Below are 936 nucleotides of genomic sequence, written 5' to 3' on the forward strand. Positions count from 1 at the left end.
GTCGGGCTCGGCACCATGGGGGCCGGGATCGCCGAGGTGCTGGCCCGGGCCGGGCTCGACGTCGTCGGCGTCGAACGGGACGCCGAAGCGCTGGCCCGGGGGAGCGCCCGGATCGAGCGTTCCCTGAACCGGGCGGCCCGGCACGGCCGCCTGGCCGACGCCGACCGCGGTGACCTGCTCGGCCGGCTGAGCCTCGGCACCGAACTCGCCGCGGTGGCCGACTGCGACCTGGTGATCGAGGCGGTCGACGAACGGCTCGATGTCAAGACCGCGCTGTTCGCCCGGCTCGACGAGGTCTGTCCGCCGGCGACCGTCCTCGCGACGAACACGAGCTCTCTGTCCGTGACGGAGCTGGCCGCGGGCACCGGTCGCTCGGCGCGGGTGCTCGGCATGCACTGGTTCAACCCGGCCCCGGTGATGGGCCTGGTCGAGGTCGTCCGCACGGTGGTGACCGACCCCGACGCCCTGGCCGCGGTGGTCTCGCTGGTGGGCGTGGTCGGCAAGACGGCCGTCGTCGCCGCGGACCGGGCCGGGTTCATCGTCAACGCGCTGCTGTTCGGCTACCTCAACAACGCGGTGCGGATGGTCGAGGCGCGCTTCGCCACCCGGGAGGACATCGACGCCGCGATGCGGCTCGGCTGCGGTCACCCGATGGGGCCGCTGGCCCTGCTGGACCTCATCGGCCTCGACGCCGCGCACGCCATCCTCGCGTCGATGTACGACCAGACCCGCGATCACCTGCATGCCCCGGCGCCGCTGCTGGGCCAGCTCGTCGCGGCCGGCCTGCTGGGCCGCAAGACCGGCCGCGGCTTCTACACGTACCCGGGGACGGACACCACCGAGATGGTTCCCCGGGGCCCCGGCAGGGAGGGCCCCGGTGCCGTCGGGGAGCCCGTCGGGGAGCCCGGTGTAATGGCTGGTGGGCAGGGCGCGGCT

Annotated in this window: 1 protein-coding gene; it reads left to right on the forward strand. The window is 74.5% G+C overall.

Going from position 1 to position 936, the window contains the following annotated elements; all coding sequences use genetic code 11:
• Positions 1–936: 3-hydroxyacyl-CoA dehydrogenase family protein (locus NBZ85_RS31440; protein WP_261563461.1), on the forward strand; the 936-nt coding region annotated here is incomplete at both ends.

Origin of the sequence: Frankia tisae, assembly GCF_025403405.1 — a bacterium.
Classification (GTDB): domain Bacteria; phylum Actinomycetota; class Actinomycetes; order Frankiales; family Frankiaceae; genus Frankia; species Frankia tisai.